Consider the following 16827-nt stretch of genomic DNA (forward strand, 5'->3'; position numbering starts at 1 on the left):
TACCGTTCCTACACGAATGCGTCTGTTCTTATAGGTCCATAAAGGGGGCCTATATGTATCGCGTTCTGACCTGTCTCACTTTGGAACATGACTGGCGGCTGGTCGTCCTTGGCGGGGTGATCTGCCTGCTCGCCAGCGCCGTCGCGATCAGCCTGTTTCACCGTGCCCGCGCCGCACAGGGGCGGGCCCGCGAGATCTGGATCGGCCTCGATGCGGCGGTCGGCGGTTGCGGTATCTGGGCCACCCATTTCGTCGCCATGCTGGCGTACGATCCCGGCATCGAAGCCGGGTACAACATTCCCATCACGCTGCTGTCGCTGGTGCTCGCGGTTGCGATCCTGGCGGTCGGATTGGCCGTCGCCACGCTCGACGGACGCTGGCAGACGGTTGCGGCCGGTGGCGCGATCGTCGGCGCCGGTGTCGCGGCGATGCATTATACCGGCATGCTCGGGCTGGAACTGCCCGCGCGCATCGTCTGGTCGCCGGGCATCGTCGCCTCGTCGATCGCGTTCGGAAGCTTGTTCGGCGCGCTCGCGCTCGTCGTTGCCACCCTTGGCGAACGTTTCGGCACCACGGCCGCCGCGACCGGTCTTCTGACCGTCGCGATCGTCTCGCATCATTTCACCGCGATGGGCGCGGTGACGCTCGTTCCGGATCCGACGATCGTTTCCGGCGGACTTACGGTCTCGCCGCGCGTGCTCTCGTTCATGACCGCCGTTGCGGCCTTCGCGATCCTCGGCCTCTCGCTGATCGCCTCGATCCTCGACCGTCGCGCCAAGACCGAGCTTCACAAGCAGAAGGTGGTGCTCGATACCGCGCTCGAGAACATGTCGCAGGGGCTGTGCATGTTCGATGCCGACGGCCGCATCATGCTGTTCAACGAGCGCTACAGCGAGATGATGGGGCGCAGTCGCATACCGCTGCAGGGACGCCTGCTGATCGACGTCCTGCAGGACCTCCATTCCATCGGCGAGTGGGACGGCGATCCCGAGGAGTGCTGCAATGCTCTCGTCGCAGAGGCAAAGGCCGGCCACAGCGCGACGCGGATCGTCAGCCGCAACGAGCGCGCGATCCGTGTCGTCGACCAGCCGATGAAGGGCGGCGGCTGGGTTGCGACCTTCGAGGACATCACCGAATGGCAGCAGGCCCAGGAACAGATTTCGCACATGGCGCGGCATGACGCGCTGACCAATTTGCCGAACCGGACGCTGTTCCGCGAGCAGCTCGAGAAGGCCTCGCGACTGGCCAAGCGCTCCGACCAGCTGGCCGTGCTCTGTCTCGATCTCGATCATTTCAAGGAAATCAACGACACGCTCGGACATCCGATCGGCGACGCGCTGCTCCGCGAAGTCGCGCGCCGGCTGGGCGAATGCGTCACCGAGCACGACACCGTGGCGCGGCTTGGCGGCGACGAATTCGCCATCGTGCAGTTCTGCAGCAATTGCGAGCCGTCCGTCGTGTCGTCGCTGGCAAGTCTCGTGGTCGAGCGGATCGCCGCGCCCTACGAGATCGGCGGCCATCAGCTCGTGATCGGCGTCAGCATCGGCATCTCGCTCGCGCCCGAGGATGGCAAGGATCCCGACGAATTGCTGCAAAAGGCCGATCTTGCGCTGTACCGCGCCAAGGCCGACGGCCGCGGCACCTATCGCTTCTTCGAGACCGGGATGGATGCGCGTGCGCAGGCGCGGCGCCTGCTGGAGCGCGACCTGCGGCTCGCGCTCGAGCATGACGAGTTCGAGGTCTACTATCAGCCGATCCGTGATGTCGCGGGCGATCGGATCGTCGCCTTCGAGGCGCTGGCGCGCTGGAACCATTCGTTGCGTGGCCTGATCGCGCCGAACAATTTCATTCCTGTCGCCGAGGAAACCGGGCTGATCGTTCCGCTTGGCGAGATCGTGTTGCGCAAGGCCTGCGCGGATGCCGCGGGCTGGCCCGAGGCCGTCGCGGTTGCCGTCAATCTCTCGCCGGTGCAGTTCAAGAACCCGAACCTGGTGTCGTCGGTGAAGGCGGCGCTGCAAGCATCGGGCCTGTCGGCGGACCGGCTTGAGCTCGAGATCACCGAATCGGTGCTGCTGCAGAACAGCGAGGCGACGCTCGCGGTGCTGCATGAGCTGCGCGGCTTCGGCGTCCGCATCTCGCTGGACGATTTCGGCACCGGCTATTCCTCGCTGAGCTATCTGCGCAGCTTCCCGTTCGACAAGATCAAGATCGACCGGTCCTTCGTCACCGATCTTGCGACACGCGAGGACTCGATGGCGATCGTGCGCGCGGTCACCGGCCTCGGCAAGAGCCTCGGCATCGTCACGACAGCCGAAGGGGTCGAGACCGATACCCAGTTCGACCTGCTGCGTCGGGAGGGCTGCACGCAGGCGCAGGGCTATCTGTTCAGCCCGCCGCGGCCGGCAGCCGACGTCGCCAAGATGTTGCGCAGGGTGCCGGAACGGTCGGTCGCCTGAGTTGGAAGGCTAGCTCAGCTCTTGCGCAGGGCAAAATAGGCGCCGCAGAACGCCATCACTGCGCCGAGGCACAGGGCGGCGAGGCCGGCGAGCACGGCGGATATGGTCGAGACCGTGCTCGGCGCCGACGCGGCCTGGCCGGCGCCGGCCAGCATCAGCACGCCGACGACGATCAGGAAGTTACGCATCCGCTGCGGGATCTGGCCGGCCACCGCGCTGTGCATCAGATTGGCGGTGAAGTAGCCGCCCGAAAATCCGACGGTCGCGATCAGCCACCACGCAATCGCGGCGCCCGCCGGCATGAACTCGTGGCTGTCGGAGCGCCACAGGCCGCCGAGATCGAGCCCGTAGCGCGCGCCGAGCATGTGCACGGCAAGCGCCAGCAGCACGCCGGATATCATCGCGCCGCCGAGGATGAGGTAGCGCGGAAAATAGGTCGTCTCGGGCATGGCTCGCTTGTAGGATAGCCATGACGTTCCGCGCAAGCGCGTGGATGGATTTGGACGGGTGGAACGGCGGCTTGCCAACAACGTTGCAGGATCGATCGGAGGCAGGCGAGGGCTCGCCGCTGCGCTATGCCTACAAGGCCTCATTGATCGGCTCGGCGCACCAGTTCGAGCTGACCGAGGACGGGCTGTCGTGGCGGATCGCCGGCAGGTCCGGCGTGTGGGACTATGCCGACATCTCCGCGGTGAAATTGTCCTATCGCCCGGTCTCGATGCAGCAGCAGCGGTTTCGCGCCGACATCGACAACGCCAAGGGCGGGCGGATCGCGATCCTCTCGACCACCTGGCAGACCGCGACGCTGGTGGCGCCGCAGGGACATCTCTACCGCGACTTCATCGTCGAGCTGCATCGCCGGATGCAGGCGGCGGGCAGCAACGCCAGGCTGGTCGCAGGCCTCGGACCGAAGACGTACACCGCCGCGCTGGCGCTGCTAGCCTGCCTTGCGGTGGCAATGATCGGATTGCTGCTGACGGCGCTGCTGACCTCGAACTGGATGGGCGCGCTGTTCCTGGTCGGCTTTGCCGCGCTGTTCACCTGGCAGGTCGGCGGTTTCGTCACGCGCAACCGGCCGCGGCGCTACAGCTTCGATCAATTGCCCGATGCGCTGCTGCCGAAGGCGGTTCGCAATCAGTGAGGCAGCGGTTCGCGCGGCCGGACTGTAAGCGGGTTGTAAGCAACGCGGTGTAAACTCGGCGACGGATTTGCTTTTGGCTGGAGGGTCAGATGACAATCCGGACCCCATTTATGGCTCTATGCCTCGTGCTCTTGAGCATCTCGCCGGCCGTTGCCAAGGGCGGCGGCTTCGGCAACAAGCACGATCCGCTTGATCCCAATCACATCGACAATCTGCCGCCCGATGTGCGGCAATACGTTGCCGGAATCTGCAAGGGAACGCCGGTCGCGCAGCACGACTTCGCGACCTACTCGCCGCAAGAAAAGCGCTGGCGGATAAACCTCGAATATCTGCAGTGCGGCGTGATCGGGGAGTATCGCAGAGGCAATCAGTGCCTGGATGTGGACTTCGTACCCGAGGGCGCGCATTTTCGTCTCGTGAGCAAGACGTATGCGGCCTGTGGCTTTTGATGCTCCGGCGCTCACTGGAAATGGACCGCTGCGAGTGCCACGATCGCGAGCGCCACTCGTATCCAATTCTGGACTGCTGCGCCGCTTCGGAGTGAACTTGCGTCACTCCGTCGAGTCAAAATCCTCTTCGGTCGCGCTCAGCATTGCCGCCAGTGTCCGCAGGCCGAGGTCGAGCTGCTCCATCGGCGGTGCGGCCAGTGCGAGCCGCACCGCATTGGGCGCGTGCCCCGGCGTGGCGGCAAAGGTCGTCGACGGCGTCAGCGCGATGTCGCGGCGCGCCGCGGCGGCGACCAGGGTCTGCGAGCGCCAATGCGGCGGCAAGGTCAGCCAGAGATGATACGACTTCGGATTGGTCTGGATTTCGAGATCGGCCAGATGCTTGGCCGCCAGAAGCTGGCGGCGGCCGGCATCGATCCGCTTCAGCCGTGACAATTCGGCGGCGGTGCCGTCGGCCATCAGCCGCTGCCCCGCGGCGAAGGCATAGCCCGATGCGGTCCAGCCGCCTGAGCGCACCGCGGCCATGATGCTCTCGCGCAGCCGCGGCGGCGACACGATGAAGCCGAGCGCAAGGCCCGGCGCGACCTTCTTCGACAGGCTGTCGAGCATGATGCAGCTGTCGGGCGCCAGCGCGGCGAGCGGCGCCTCATCGTCGAGGAAACCGTAAACGCCGTCCTCGATGACGACGAGGCCGAGCTTCTCCACCACCCGCAACAGCTCGGCGCGGCGCTCGGGTGGCATGGTGATGCTGAGCGGGTTCTGGATCGTGGGCTGAACGTAGATCGCGGACAGATGCGCCTCGCGATGCGCCTTCTGCACCGCATCCGGTCGCACGCCGTGTTCGTCCATCGCGAGCGGCACCAGCGAGATGCCGAGCCGCGCGGCGATGCCCTTGACGAACGGGTAGGTCAGCGCCTCGACGCCGCAGCGTCCGCCGGGCGGCACCACGGCGGCGAGCGCGGCGGCGATGCATTGCCGGCCATTGGCGGTGAACACGATCTGGTCGGGATTTGGCGTCCAGTTCTTGCGCGCAAGAAATTCCGAGGAAATGGTGCGTGCCGCCCGCGTGCCAAAACTGGTCCCCGGCCGCAGCGCGCCCTCGAGCACCTCGGGCCGCTCCAGTCCTTCGAGGCTCTTGGCGATCATCGTCGCCTGGTGCGGCAGCAGCGGATAGTTGAACTCGAGGTCGATGCGGGCGCCGCGTGGCTCGGTCGGGGCCGTGATGCCGCGGCGTGCCTCGCCGGACACGAAAGTGCCGCGGCCGACTTCGCCGACCACCAGCCCGCGCCGCAACAGCTCGGTGTAGACCCGGCTCGCCGTCGAGACGGCGATGTTGCGATCATAGGCGAAATGACGCTGCGGCGGCAGGCGGTCGCCCGCCTTCAGCGCGCCGCTGGCGATCTCGGCGGCCACCGCATCCGCCAGCTTCAGATATTCGAACCTCGACATTATTGCACCGAGAGCAATGTTTTACTTGCTCCGAGCAATGTACCGGATCATTTAAGAGGGAACAAGCCCATGATTGCACCGAGGAGCGCGCAAGCAATCCGAGGTCCCGACGGCACAGGCGCTGAAACAGCATTTGCGTCAACGGCGTAGCCTTGTCTATGGGCAGCGAAAGGAGATTACAATGTCAGCGATATCGTCAGCCGCCGCAGGGCCCGCGCGGTCCAACATGTTGGGCGGATTGCTCCGATTGCTCCGAGGTTGGGGCGATGCACTCGCGACCTATTGGGTGCGCCGCGAGGCGATCAAGACGCTGCGCCAGCTCGATGACCGGGCGTTGCGCGATATCGGACTCTCGCGCTGCCAGATCGAGACCGCCGTCACCGGCGACTTCGACCTGGAGCTGGTGCGGATCCGTTAAGATGCCGGTGCTGCGCTAATGCATGATCCGGAAAAGTGCGAAGCGGTTTTCCCTCGCGACAAACGCGGGAAGCGTTTGCGCGGAGATCATGCTCAAACAAAGAGGTAAAGCGCGATGACGATTCAACCCAATCACGTCGCGCTTTAGGGCCGGGCGCCAACCGCCGGTTGCAGAATTCACCAAAACTACACCAAAGAAGCGGAAGAGCCCCGTCTCGTCACCGCCGTCGCTCCAAGGTTGTGACGCTCTATGCTAGCCTGTTAGCTGCGTACGCTAGCGTTGAGTTGGGGACCGATGGCCGCTCGCAAATTGTCGCAAGGGCAGGCCCCGACCCGGGAAGCGCGTCGCCGCTGGCATGAGGAGCGATCGCTGCGCTGTGCGATCCGGTTGGCCCGCATGGGCTACTGGGAGTCGCAGAGTGCCGCCGCGACCGATCTCTGGATATCGCCCGAGCTCGCCGCATTCTACGAATTCGACACCGCCGACGGCTACATCCCCATCGCCACGGTGCGCGAGCGCTATTTGCCCGAGAGCCGGAAGCTTCTGGAGGCGCATTACGCGGCCTGCTGGGCGGAGGGGCGGCCCTATGCGGTGCGGACGAGACTCCGCAGCTCCGATGGCAGCCTGCTCGACTGCGTGGTGCACGGCGAGCCGGAATTCGACGCGGACGGCCAGGTCCGACGCGTGTCCGGCATCGTCCGCGACGTCACGGAGGAGACCTCCGCGCTGCGGCGCCTGGCGGAGAGCGAGCAACGGCTGGCCGATTTTGTCTCGACCGCCTCGGACTGGTGCTGGGAGAGCGACGCCGAGCATCGGCTGCTGCCCTATCCCAAATCGCTTGCCGGCAATGCGGCGTTCCAGACGGTGGCCGCCGGCAGGAAGGCGCGCTGGGAACTGACTTATGCGCCCGAGGACGGGGAGGCGATGGCGCGGCACCGGGCCGATATGGAGGCCCATCGCCCTTTTCGCGACTTCACCTATACGCTGATCGGCAAGGACGGCTCGCGCGTCAGTATCTGCACCAGCGGCAAGCCGATCTTCGCCGATGACGGCAGCTTTCTCGGCTATCGCGGCACCTCCAGCGACATCACCCAGCTCAGGGCGGCCAAGGCGCTGCTCGACCAGCGCACGCGGGCGCTGGAGGAGGCCCACCGCCTCGGCAAGATCGGCACCTGGAGCTTCCGGCTGGACAGCGGCCGCACGATCTGGGCGCCCGAGCTCTACCAGCTTCTCGGCTTGCCCGACACGTTCGAGCCGACCGATGAGAACATGGGACCCTATTTCCTGGACGGCGACGCCGACCGCTTCCGTGATGTGCAGAAACGGGTGCTGCGCACCCGCCGGACCGAGGCCACCGACCTGCGCATCCTGCACGCGGACGGCATGCCCCGCGATCTGGCTGTGATCTGCAAGGCGGAGGTTGCCCACGACAAGGTCATCGGCATCATCGGTACCGTGCAGGACGTCACCGAGCGCAAGGAAGCCGAGCGCCAGCTCGAGCAGCTCGCCTACAGCGATCCTCTGACCGGCCTTGCCAATCGCGCGCTGTTCACGCGCCAGCTCGCCGCCCTGACCGAAGGCTGCTCCCAGGGAGGCCGGACTGGTGCGCTGCTGCTCATCGACCTCGATCGCTTCAAGGAGGTCAATGATTCCCTCGGCCATGCCGCCGGTGACGAATTGCTGATCAAGGTGGCGGCTGCGTTGCGGCAGGACTTGGGGCCGCGCGCCTTCATCGCCCGGCTCGGCGGCGACGAATTCGCCGTGCTGGCGGATGGATGCGACACGTCCGACGCCGCGCTGACCGGGCTTGCCGATCGGCTCGTCGGCAAACTGTCCGGCCCCGTCGATCTCGCCGAGGGCGAGGCCTCGGTCGGCGCCACCATCGGCATCGCCCGCCTGCCGGAGCACGGCGCGACGGCGGAGACCGCCGTGCGCAACGCGGACCTCGCGCTCTACATGGCCAAGGAGGCCGGGCGCGGCCGGGCGCAACTGTTCGAGCCGGTCTATGCGCAGGCGGTCGATGAAAGGCTCGATCTCGGCCGCCACCTGCGCCACGCGGTGGAGGCCGGCGCCCTCGAGGCCCATTACCAGCCGCAGGTGGACCTGAAGACCGGCCGCGTCACCGGCTTCGAGGCGCTGCTGCGCTGGGCCCATCCCGAGCGCGGACCGATCTCGCCGGCGGAGTTCATTCCGATCGCCGAAAGCTCCGGCCTCATCGTCGACCTCGGCCTGTGGGTGCTGCGCGAGGCCTGCCGGCAGGGCCGCGCCTGGCTGGATGCCGGGCTGCCGCCGCGCTCCATCTCGGTCAATGTCTCGCCGGCGCAGATCTGGAGCGTGGATTTCGAGACCGCGGTCTCGGCCATCCTGGCAGAGACCGGCTTTCCGGCGAAGCTGCTCTGTCTGGAGCTCACCGAAAGCCTGTTCGTGGATCATACCGAGCAGCGGATCAGCCGCACGCTGACGGCCCTGTCGGGTCTCGGCGCCCGGCTGGCGCTGGACGATTTTGGCTCCGGCTATTCCTCGCTCGGCTATCTGACGCGCCTTCCTTTCGACTGCCTGAAAGTGGACCGGGCCTTCGTGGATGGCATTTCCACCGCGCCGGAGAAGCGCAAGCTGCTCGGCGGCATCATCGCCCTGTCGCACGGGCTCGGCATGACGGTCGTGGCGGAGGGCGCCGAATTGTCCGCCGAACTGGACGTGCTCGGCGGGCTCGATTGCGATGTGGTGCAGGGCTTCGTGTTTTCTCCGCCCATCGCCGCCGACAAGGCGCCGCTGGTCGCCGCCAGTATCGAGCGCGAGGTGCGTCGGATGCAGCCGCAACGGAATCGCCTCTAGGCGAACACCGCTCTTGGCCCGTTCCATTCCCGGAAGCGGATTTCGGTAAACCGATCTGCGATATCGAAAGGCCGGAGGAGACGGTGTTGGGCGGCATCGACGCCGCCCAACACGATCATGAATCTCATTTTGCCATTGCCGTCCTGGCGGCCTCGATTTTCGCCTTCACGGAATCGAGGTTGAAGCTCGCGCCCTTCTGCATCGGCGGAAACTCGACCGCCGTCATGGCCAGCTTCTCGACCTCCTGTTGAACGAACACGAAGCGCCAGAACTCATATTTGAACCAGTCGAAGTATTGTTGCGCGCCGTATTTGGTCCCGCTGTCAGGCCAGCCCGTTCGCTCGAACGGATCCAGGCGAAGGTTGGTCAGGTAGGGCACGTCAACCTTGCTTTTTTCGCCCAGCCAGCCCCCCGGTTGGTCGATAAAACGATACTTGTAGTCGTCGATGCGCACAGCCCCCAGTTCGCTCTCGCCGAAGTACCAGATTTCGTGTCGGTTCGACGGCCCCTTGCCGGTAATCATGTCCATCTGATTATAACCGTCCAGATGGCACTTGTAGGTACGGTCCCCGATGTGCTTCCCCTTCTTCAGTTCTTCGACAATGTTCGGGTTGCCGGCAGCGGCCAGCAAGGTCGGGAACCAGTCCAGCCCGGAGATGATGCCGTTCTCGACCTTGCCGGCCGGCACTTTGCCCGGCCAGCGGATCATCGCGGGCGCGCGAAAGCCGCCTTCCATGACCGTACCTTTGCTTTGAGCGAACGGTGTCTGTCCGCCATCCGGCCAAGTGAAGACCTCGGTGCCGTTATCAGTGGTGAAGATGACAATGGTGTTGTCATCCACGCCCATGTCCTTAAGCTTTTGCATGACGACGCCGACATCGTCGTCAAGCTGTGCCATGCCGGCTTCATGAATCGACCAACCGTTCTTGGAATTGCGCATTGCCTGATACTTTGGCGACAAATGCGTGACGATGTGCATGCGAGTCGGATTGAGCCACAAGAAGAACGGCTTGTTGTCGGCCTTGGCCTTTTCAATGAAACTCAACGCAAAGTCTCGAATTTCATCGTCCACAGTTTCCATCCGCTTGGGATAGAGCGTTCCGGCGTCTTCAATCCTCTGCTTGCCGACCTTGCCCCAGCGGGGATCCACGGTGGCGTCGTCCACATTGGTCGCCCACGAATGGATCATGTTGCGCGGGCCGACCTTGTTCAACAGGTCCTGCGGATAAGCAGGGTGGGCCGGATCTTCCATCGCGTCGAGATGATACAAATAGCCGAAGAACTCGTCGAAGCCGTGCACTGTCGGCAGAAACTCGTTCTTGTCGCCAAGGTGGTTCTTGCCGAATTGGCCGGTGGCATAGCCCATGCCTTTGAGCGCGGTGGCAATGGTCACGGCCTCCGCCGGCAAGCCTGTGGGGGCGCCGGCCTGACCGACCGTTGTCATGCCGGTGCGGATCGGTAGCTCGCCGGTGATGAAGTTGGCGCGGCCTGCGGTGCAACTTGCCTCGGCGTAATAATCGGTAAACAGCATGCCTTCTGCGGCGATCTTGTCGAGGTTCGGCGTCCGGCCGGCCATCATGCCGCGATGGTAAGCACCGATATTCCAGATGCCGATATCGTCCCCCATGATGACGACGATATTGGGCCGCTGTCCGGCCGGTGCGGGCGCCGGAGCCGGCGTTGGTTGCTGCGCTTGCGCGAAGCTTGTCGCCCCGACGGCAGAGAGTGCTGAAGCGGCGACGAGCGAACTACCGCTCAACAAGAGATCGCGGCGTTTCAATCCTGCACTGATCGGCCCTGTACTCATCTCAGGCTTTTCTGGAATCGTGTCGTTACTCATGACGTGATCCTCTTCCTGGTGATGCACCTGAAGCCGACATGGCTTGCTGAGGTGTCGTCGATCGGCTCGGCATGACGCGTGGCCGGACGATAGCGGCGGCATTGGCTAGGGGCGCAAAGATGCGAGCCGCCTTAAGCACCTTGCGTGGAATCCTGAGGTTCGGCTGACGAGGGTCGTAACTCGCGCCCTCGGACCGGCCGCGAGGATCTTGCGGGATGCAGCAGGCTTTCGGGGCGTCTGCGTCGTGCTTTTGGTGAATACCAATCGGTCGTCTATTCCCGGACGCTGCCGCTTCACGAGGGCCGTAGCCATTGACCGGGAATGCGGTGGCGGGCGAGGTGCGTTCGAAGCCATCAGCCACCAGATTGGGTACGTCTGCCGCAACGCCAACGTCGTGCATAGGCTGCTCGCAATGACAGAGTTTCAAAGTTACGAGCGCCGCCCGAGCAAGAATCTATCTGCAGCTTTCTAGCTCGCCGATGCTTCGGGGGACGCTTTGGACAGTCAAAAGACGATCGAGTGTCTGGAGTGCGAGACCGACAATGCAACGTCTACCAACTAGACAAGATGACATGCTTCCAGCACCGCATCTTTCTCATGTTGATCTAGATCAATCGAGCCAGGTCGCCTCTTCCTTGTCGAGAGCCTCTGACGACTATGCAGAAAGTGCCAAGGCTGTGGCGTCGTGAACACAGCCTTTCAATAAATGGCCGACTGAACGCAAGTATGCTGATTTCACATGGACCAACGGCGGCGTCAGCTTATTCTTTCCGAGTTTCTACCCCGCCCGAGCAATGGCGGGATCGCGAGAGTCGGGGGCGGCGATGCGGTACCTTGGACCGGGCTTGGGACGCAGATTTTTTTCGCAGTGGCATTTGAGTATCGGGGCGCTCGCCGCTCTGCTGGTGCTATCCACCCAAGCGGCACGCGCCGATGAAAATGGCATCAGCTTTTGGCTGCCCGGATTTTTTGGCAGCCTCGCGGCTGTTCCTCAGCAGGCGCCGGGCTGGTCGGTGACCACGGTTTATTATCACACCTCTGTTTCCGCCGGCGGCGACGTGGCGCGGTCGCGCGAAATCACGCTTGGCCGCTTTCCCGCGAATCTGACAGCCACCGTGAACGCGAACGTCAATGCGAATGTGAATCTTGGACTTGTCGCCGGGACTTACACCTTTGCAACGCCGGTGCTGGGCGGTCAGGCCTCTGCCAGCCTGTTGGCGACCTACGGCTCCAACTCCACGTCGCTGGCGGGATCGCTCGTTGGGACATTGACGGGACCGGGCGGCGGCACGTTCCCCTTCTCCCGGTTTGACAGCATCGACAGCTCGCTCATTGCATTCGGCGACCTGATCCCGCAGTTCGCGCTGCGCTGGAATGCCGGTGTCAACAATTACATGACGTACATTACCGCCGACCTTCCGGTCGGCGCCTATCAGTCGGGCCGCCTGGCGAATTTGGGGATTGGGCACTGGGCGGTCGACGCGGGCGGCGGCTACACCTATTTCGATCCAAAGACCGGGCATGAATTTTCGACGGTGCTGGGATTCACCTACAACTTCGTCAACCCCTCCACCCAATATCAAAGCGGCGTCGACATGCACCTCGACTGGGGCGCATCGCAATTCCTGACCAAGCAGTGGCAGGTCGGCCTCGTCGGTTACCTCTATCAGCAGCTCGGCTGCGACAGCGGCTCCGGCGATCGCGTCGGCTGCTTCCGGTCGCGCGTGGCCGGTGTCGGCCCGCAGATCGGCTACATTTTTCCGGTCGGGGACATGCAGGGATATCTGAACCTAAAGGGCTACGGCGAATTCGCCAATGAAAATCGGCCAGCAGGCTGGAACGTCTGGCTGACGTTCAATCTTCAGCCCGCGGCGCCAACGCCGCCGACATCCACAAGGCCGAGATTCACGAAATAGCAGCGCCGGTGACGCTGCCACCGGCGCCGTGCTGAAGGCTCAAGCTGGCGCGGCGGTCGCGACGCAATCAGCCAATGGATACTCCGCGAGCGTGCGGACATGTCCGGGTTGGGGCCAAAACAGGGACATCAACAGGACGATGCCAAAGCCACGGCAGCTTGTCGGCGGCCATAGCCTGATGTGCCTTTCGCTTGCCTTGATCGCGGCGCTTCAAACCCGATTCACTGTCCCGGCTATAACGCCGATAAACGATCCGGTGAAGAAAGAGGCACTAAGCATTATTAGACTGCCCGTCACGGAGAGAACAAGCTTGTCTTGAACAAAATGAAGTACGATCCACCCCAGCAGGATGCAGATTAGCCCGCAGCCTGCCGGCCACATCGCACGCCGCCGAACTGCGAGCCGCTGGGCCGAGCCAAGCAGCTCAGAGTTCCGTGATAGATTTCAGGATCGGCGAAACGATACCTCGAAACTCAAGGCTAGCACGATCAGACAGGCCGTGAGGAAGTAACCAGACATTACCCTTGGTGCCAACCGTTACCATCTTGAAGGACACGGGCGAGACAATAGCGTGGCTTGATTGCCTCAACCTTAAGGAGATAGCGAACAAACAGCTGTATCGGACCACTATTCCAAACTCGTCAGCGAAGTCCGCTCAAGCACTGCCGGCGTGTGGTAACGCGCTACGACAAACGCGCTGCCAACTACCTCGGGTTCGTCCAACTCGCGTCAATCCGGCCGTGGCTACGCGCTAATGAGTCCACGTCCTGGTTGGATTAAAGCAGGCTGAGATTAGGCTGCGCCCGCAAATCGGGCGCGTTTCCCTTTCCCGCCTGCGACGTGTAGGGCGAGGGGACGTGGGTGCAATTTCGGAATATTAGAAGAATACTCCTGAGTTGCCCGACGTGTCAAGTCGCCTGCTCGAACGCCGTCCGCCGCCGGCTGCTTTGCATGGGGTTGTTTTCGATATTTTGGCAGCGCCGCCTGCGGCGGCGGCATAACTCACCCAGCTTTAGTGCCGCACCACCAGCACCGAGCATTTGGCGTAGCGCACCACGTGCCCGGCATTCGAGCCGAGGAAGTAGGTGCGCATCGCCGGCCGGTGCGAGGTCATCACGATGAGGTCGGCCTTCATGGCCGCGGCCTCCTCGAGGATCTCATGATAGATGCCGCCCTGGCGGACCACGCCCGAGATGCGGGAGGGCGCGATGCCGGATTCGCGCGCGACGATCGCAAGCGCTTCTTCCGACGTTTCGCGCTGCTGGCTGTCGAAATCCGCCGGCACGTATTCGGCGAGCATCACCGGCGTCATCGGCAGCACGTTGAGCAGACGCACCGCCCCGTTCCATGTCTGCGACAGCGTCGCGGCGGTTGCGATCGCCGGCTTCGCCAGATCGGTATCGGCGAGGTCGATCGGAACGAGAATGGACTTGTACATCTGCGCCTCCTGTCCGCGATTGGTCTGGAGCCGTTTGGTCCCTGTGCCCGGGACGCGCGCCTTCTTTTTCTTGAAGTCGTTCTGGTATCGACGCGAACCGGTCCCCCTGTCGCGCAGACGTCAATATAGCATGGCGGCGCGGCGCTGTCCGCTTGCGTCAGCTGCGCGAGGCCTGCTTCAATAGTTTAGGGCTGACGAACAGGACGAGCTTGCCGCGCCGGAACGAGACGTCGTTCCAGTCGTCGGTCGCGAAGTCGAAGACGGCGAGCCCCGAGGTCGGCAGATTGTCGCCGAGCGCGCGCTTCGCGGCCTCGTCGCCGCTGCCGGTCAGGGTCAGCGCGAGCTCGTGCATGCCGGGATTATGGCCGATCAGCATCAGCCGCTTCGGATCGGTGACCGAAGCCATCCGGATCGCGGTCAGCAATTGCGCCGGATCGGCGCCGTAGAGGTCCGGTACGAATTCGACTTTCGGCGCATGCCCGGCGTCCTTCAGCGCCTCGCGCACGATCTCCCAGGTCTGCCTGGTGCGGACCGCCGGCGAGACCAGCGCCAGATTGGGCAGGGGCGGATGACGGGCGATCCAGCCGCCGATCTCCGCTGCGTCGCGGTGGCCGCGCTCGTCGAGACGGCGGTCCTGGTCGTGCCCCGAAGGCGCGTCGTGTTCGGTTTTGGCGTGACGCAGGAGCAGCAAACGGCGCATGGACTTCCATTCTCGATTCGGTCAGGTCGAATTAATTCTACAGGCTCATGCCCTGGACAAGGTGACAAGCGCCGCGGCGGTTCGTAAGAAACGCCATGAGCGAGAGTTCCACAAGTGCGGCAGACGGCCCCGATCAGGCGGCCTCGCCGTTCCGCGACCGTCTGGCCTTCGACCTCGATGTCGACATTTGCGTGGTCGGGGCAGGGCTGGCCGGCCTGACCGTGGCGCGTGAGGCGGCGCGGCTCGGTGCGAGCGTCGCGGTGCTCGAAGGCCGCCAGATCGGCTGGAACGCCTCCGGTCACCATCTCGGCACCGTGATGCCGGGATTCGGCCTGCCGATGTCAGATGTGATCGAGCGTGTCGGCCGCGACGATGCCCGCGAATTATGGGCGCTGTCGAAGGAGGGCGCCGACTATGTCCGCGCCACCGCTACCGAAGATTTGATCCCGGGCATCAAGCCGAGCGACGGCGCGCTGGAAGTCTCCAATGTCGATGTCGGCGAGGCGTTGATCAGCCGCCTGCAGACGCTGGGCGAGGATTTCGCGACCGAGGTCGAGGGCTGGCAGGCCGATCGCGTGCGCAGCGTGCTCAGGACCGGCCGCTATTTCCACGGCATCTATTATCCGAAGGCGTTCCAGATCGATGGCCGCAAATATGTGCACGGCCTCGCCGCGCTGGCGACGCGGGCAGGCGTGCGGATCTTCGAGGAGACGCCGGTCGTCAGCATCGATTTCTCGGGCATCCGCAAACGCATCGTGACGCCGACGGCGCGGCTGCGGGCCAACCACATTGTCCTCGCCGGCAATATCCATCTCGGTGCGCCGTTGAAGCGGCTGTCCGATACGCTGCTGCCGGTGTGGCGCTACGCGGCATTGACCGAGCCGCTCGGGGAGCGGCTGGCGGGGTCCATCGCCTTTCCCGGCTCGGTCGTCGACAGCGACGGCATCGACCATTTCCGTGTCGTCGATGGCGATCGGCTGTTGTGGGCGAGCCCCGAAACCACCTGGGACGCACGGCCGGAGCGCCTCGGCGCGGCGGTGCAGCGCCGCATCGCCACGGTGTTTCCGCAACTCGGCAAGGTTCCGATTTCGGAGATGTTCGGCGGCGCGGTCGGCGTCACCGTGCACGGCATGCCGCAGATCGGCCAGTTGCGCCGGGGCCTGTGGGTGGCGAGCGGCTTCGGCCGGCAGGGACTCAACACCTCGGCGCTCGCCGGGCAGCTGATCGCGCGCAGCATCCTGTGGGGCGACGATCGCTGGCGGCTGTTTTCGCCGTTCGAGCTGGTCTGGGCCGGCGGCACCACCGGCCGCGTCGCCGGTCATTTCGTCAGCCTGTGGGCGAGGGGGGCCTCGTCCGTGGCGGGTGTTCTGGCGCGCTACCGCGAGGGTGCACGTGCGAAGGAGCGCCTGCGCGAGGCGCGGCTCGCCGAGGCCAATCTCAGGGCGGGAACCCGGGGACCGGCGCCCCGCCGTCCACCCCCGTCGGCCGTCCGGCCGGCGCGTCCGCCCGCGCCCAGGCAGGTCGAGGACGGCGAGGCGCCGTATCCGGATGCCTCGCAAGAAAGTGAGCGGATCTCCGACGGGCGGATGTAACGTCCGCCGGCGGGGTTCGTATCTCTTGACGAACCTCGGGCGCGCCCCCTGAGCCGTCCGCACCGGAGATGATTGATGATCGATCGCCGCATCCTGCTTGCTTCCGTCGCCGGCCTGTTCGGCTTCGCCGCCTTCCGCTGGCTGCGCGCCTCGCCGGCGCAGGCCGCCGAGAAATTCGAGATCGAGAAGACCGACGCCGAATGGCGCGCGCAGCTGACGCCGCAGCAATACGAGATCCTGCGCAACCAGGGCACCGAGCGGCCGGGATCGAGCCCGCTGCTCAAGGAGCACCGCAAGGGCACCTTCGCCTGCGCCGGGTGCGACCTGCCGCTGTTCTCGTCCGAGACCAAGTATGAGAGCGGCACCGGCTGGCCGAGCTTCTACAAGCCGCTGGACAATGCGGTCGGCACGACGTCGGACCGCACTTTCGGCATGGTGCGCACCGAGGTGCATTGCCGCCGCTGCGGCGGCCATCTCGGCCACGTCTTCGACGACGGCCCGAAACCGACCGGACTGCGCTACTGCATGGACGGTTTCGCGCTGGTGTTTCACCCGGCGGCGCCATCGGCGACCTGACATTCCTTCCCGGCAATTGT

General features: G+C 64.6%; 13 protein-coding genes and 2 pseudogenes. 9 read left to right on the top strand and 6 right to left on the bottom strand.

The annotated features are described in order from the left end of the window. The first annotated feature begins 53 nt into the window (after positions 1-53). The gene (locus tag I6F38_RS09685; RefSeq protein WP_225160136.1) at positions 54-2456 is read left to right on the top strand and encodes an EAL domain-containing protein; all 2403 of its coding nucleotides are present in this window, start codon (positions 54-56) and stop codon (positions 2454-2456) included. Positions 2457-2470: 14 nt separating this feature from the next. Here the strand turns inward: I6F38_RS09685 and I6F38_RS09690 are convergent, their stop codons facing one another. Further along, complete coding sequence (locus I6F38_RS09690; RefSeq protein WP_016840859.1) at positions 2471-2905, bottom strand: hypothetical protein; 435 nt, start codon at positions 2903-2905, stop codon at positions 2471-2473. A gap of 71 nt (positions 2906-2976) precedes the next feature. On the opposite strand from I6F38_RS09690, the gene I6F38_RS09695 reads away from it, so the two are divergent. Together I6F38_RS09695 and I6F38_RS09700 are read left to right on the top strand one after the other, a co-directional pair. Then, the gene (locus I6F38_RS09695) at positions 2977-3597 is read left to right on the top strand and encodes a hypothetical protein (RefSeq protein WP_225160137.1); all 621 of its coding nucleotides are present in this window, start codon (positions 2977-2979) and stop codon (positions 3595-3597) included. 89 nt (positions 3598-3686) lie between these two features. Next, positions 3687-4046: a hypothetical protein gene (locus I6F38_RS09700; protein WP_225160138.1), complete on the top strand. Its 360-nt coding sequence runs from the start codon at positions 3687-3689 to the stop codon at positions 4044-4046. 102 nt (positions 4047-4148) lie between these two features. On the opposite strand, the gene I6F38_RS09705 is transcribed toward I6F38_RS09700, so the two are convergent. Next, entirely contained in the window at positions 4149-5492 is a 1344-nt protein-coding gene (locus I6F38_RS09705; RefSeq protein WP_225160139.1) for a PLP-dependent aminotransferase family protein, read from the bottom strand. Between the two features lie 181 nt (positions 5493-5673). Between I6F38_RS09705 and I6F38_RS09710 the strand changes: the two genes are divergently transcribed. Further along, a complete protein-coding gene (locus I6F38_RS09710) occupies positions 5674-5910 on the top strand; it encodes a DUF1127 domain-containing protein (RefSeq protein ID WP_225160140.1) in 237 nt (78 codons plus the stop codon). A 294-nt stretch (positions 5911-6204) separates the two neighbouring features. Further along, positions 6205-8745 (top strand): bifunctional diguanylate cyclase/phosphodiesterase, encoded by a 2541-nt coding sequence (locus tag I6F38_RS09715; protein WP_225160141.1) that lies wholly within the window; start codon positions 6205-6207, stop codon positions 8743-8745. A gap of 124 nt (positions 8746-8869) precedes the next feature. Here the strand turns inward: I6F38_RS09715 and I6F38_RS09720 are convergent, their stop codons facing one another. Both I6F38_RS09720 and I6F38_RS09725 read right to left on the bottom strand, forming a co-directional pair. Beyond that, positions 8870-10552 carry an arylsulfatase gene (locus tag I6F38_RS09720; protein ID WP_225160188.1) on the bottom strand — a complete coding sequence of 561 codons (1683 nt, stop codon included), beginning with the start codon at positions 10550-10552 and terminating at the stop codon, positions 8870-8872. A 29-nt stretch (positions 10553-10581) separates the two neighbouring features. Beyond that, positions 10582-10952 (bottom strand): annotated as a pseudogene (locus I6F38_RS09725) (SUMF1/EgtB/PvdO family nonheme iron enzyme); the annotation flags it as partial. A 508-nt stretch (positions 10953-11460) separates the two neighbouring features. Here I6F38_RS09725 and I6F38_RS09730 point away from each other — a divergent pair. Then, on the top strand, positions 11461-12501 hold the full coding sequence (locus I6F38_RS09730; protein ID WP_225160189.1) for a transporter: 1041 nt from the start codon (positions 11461-11463) through the stop codon (positions 12499-12501). Between the two features lie 648 nt (positions 12502-13149). Then, a pseudogene (locus I6F38_RS09735) lies at positions 13150-13281 on the top strand (IS5/IS1182 family transposase); the annotation flags it as partial. 232 nt (positions 13282-13513) lie between these two features. On the opposite strand, the gene I6F38_RS09740 reads toward I6F38_RS09735, so the two are convergent. Together I6F38_RS09740 and I6F38_RS09745 are read right to left on the bottom strand one after the other, a co-directional pair. Continuing rightward, positions 13514-13939 carry a universal stress protein gene (locus I6F38_RS09740; protein WP_225160142.1) on the bottom strand — a complete coding sequence of 142 codons (426 nt, stop codon included), beginning with the start codon at positions 13937-13939 and terminating at the stop codon, positions 13514-13516. A 157-nt stretch (positions 13940-14096) separates the two neighbouring features. Then, positions 14097-14639: a histidine phosphatase family protein gene (locus I6F38_RS09745; protein ID WP_225160143.1), complete on the bottom strand. Its 543-nt coding sequence runs from the start codon at positions 14637-14639 to the stop codon at positions 14097-14099. Positions 14640-14734: 95 nt separating this feature from the next. On the opposite strand from I6F38_RS09745, the gene I6F38_RS09750 reads away from it, so the two are divergent. Together I6F38_RS09750 and msrB are read left to right on the top strand one after the other, a co-directional pair. Further along, complete coding sequence (locus I6F38_RS09750; RefSeq protein WP_225160144.1) at positions 14735-16231, top strand: FAD-binding oxidoreductase; 1497 nt, start codon at positions 14735-14737, stop codon at positions 16229-16231. A gap of 75 nt (positions 16232-16306) precedes the next feature. Further along, positions 16307-16807, top strand: a complete 501-nt coding sequence (gene msrB, locus I6F38_RS09755; protein ID WP_057016674.1) for a peptide-methionine (R)-S-oxide reductase MsrB — start codon at positions 16307-16309, stop codon at positions 16805-16807. Positions 16808-16827 lie beyond the last annotated feature (20 nt).

Origin of the sequence: Bradyrhizobium sp. BRP56 (genome assembly GCF_020194035.1) — a bacterium.
GTDB classification, from domain to species: Bacteria; Pseudomonadota; Alphaproteobacteria; order Rhizobiales; family Xanthobacteraceae; genus Bradyrhizobium; species Bradyrhizobium australafricanum.